The organism is Vibrio ichthyoenteri ATCC 700023, from assembly GCF_000222605.1.
In the GTDB taxonomy this organism is placed as follows: Bacteria; Pseudomonadota; Gammaproteobacteria; order Enterobacterales; family Vibrionaceae; genus Vibrio; species Vibrio ichthyoenteri.
In genome coordinates this window covers 1-310 of the sequence record NZ_AFWF01000232.1, presented here as the reverse complement: position 1 = coordinate 310, position 310 = coordinate 1, and the positions used below count along the sequence as shown (strand labels likewise).

At 45.5% G+C, this 310-nt stretch carries 1 protein-coding gene; it reads right to left on the bottom strand.

From position 1 onward, the window contains the following. Positions 1-86: 86 nt before the first annotated feature. Positions 87-310, bottom strand: a 224-nt coding sequence (locus RH85_RS16735; RefSeq protein ID WP_006713888.1) for a hypothetical protein, incomplete at its 5' end; no start/stop codon positions are given.

Genomic DNA, 310 nt, shown 5'->3' with positions numbered 1-310 from the left:
TTCTTCGTTTTCTGGTACATTAACAGCTTGTAATGTGCCCTTCTCGCCACAGTTGATGCAATAGTTCATCATGTTTGCTCCAATAATTAAAAGCGAGTGTACACGCCGGTCATATCCTCAAACGTTGCTTCCAGTTGGTCGCAGTAAATAAGGGATTCGCATTGGATTTCAATGCTCTCATCTCGACGCGCATTGACCTTCAATGTTGTCATGGTGTACGTATCACTGGCATCAAGCTCAATGCGGACTTTGTTGACCCCCTGCTTCGCTAAACGAGCTGGAAGCGTGAACATCACTCCGTTCTCGATTA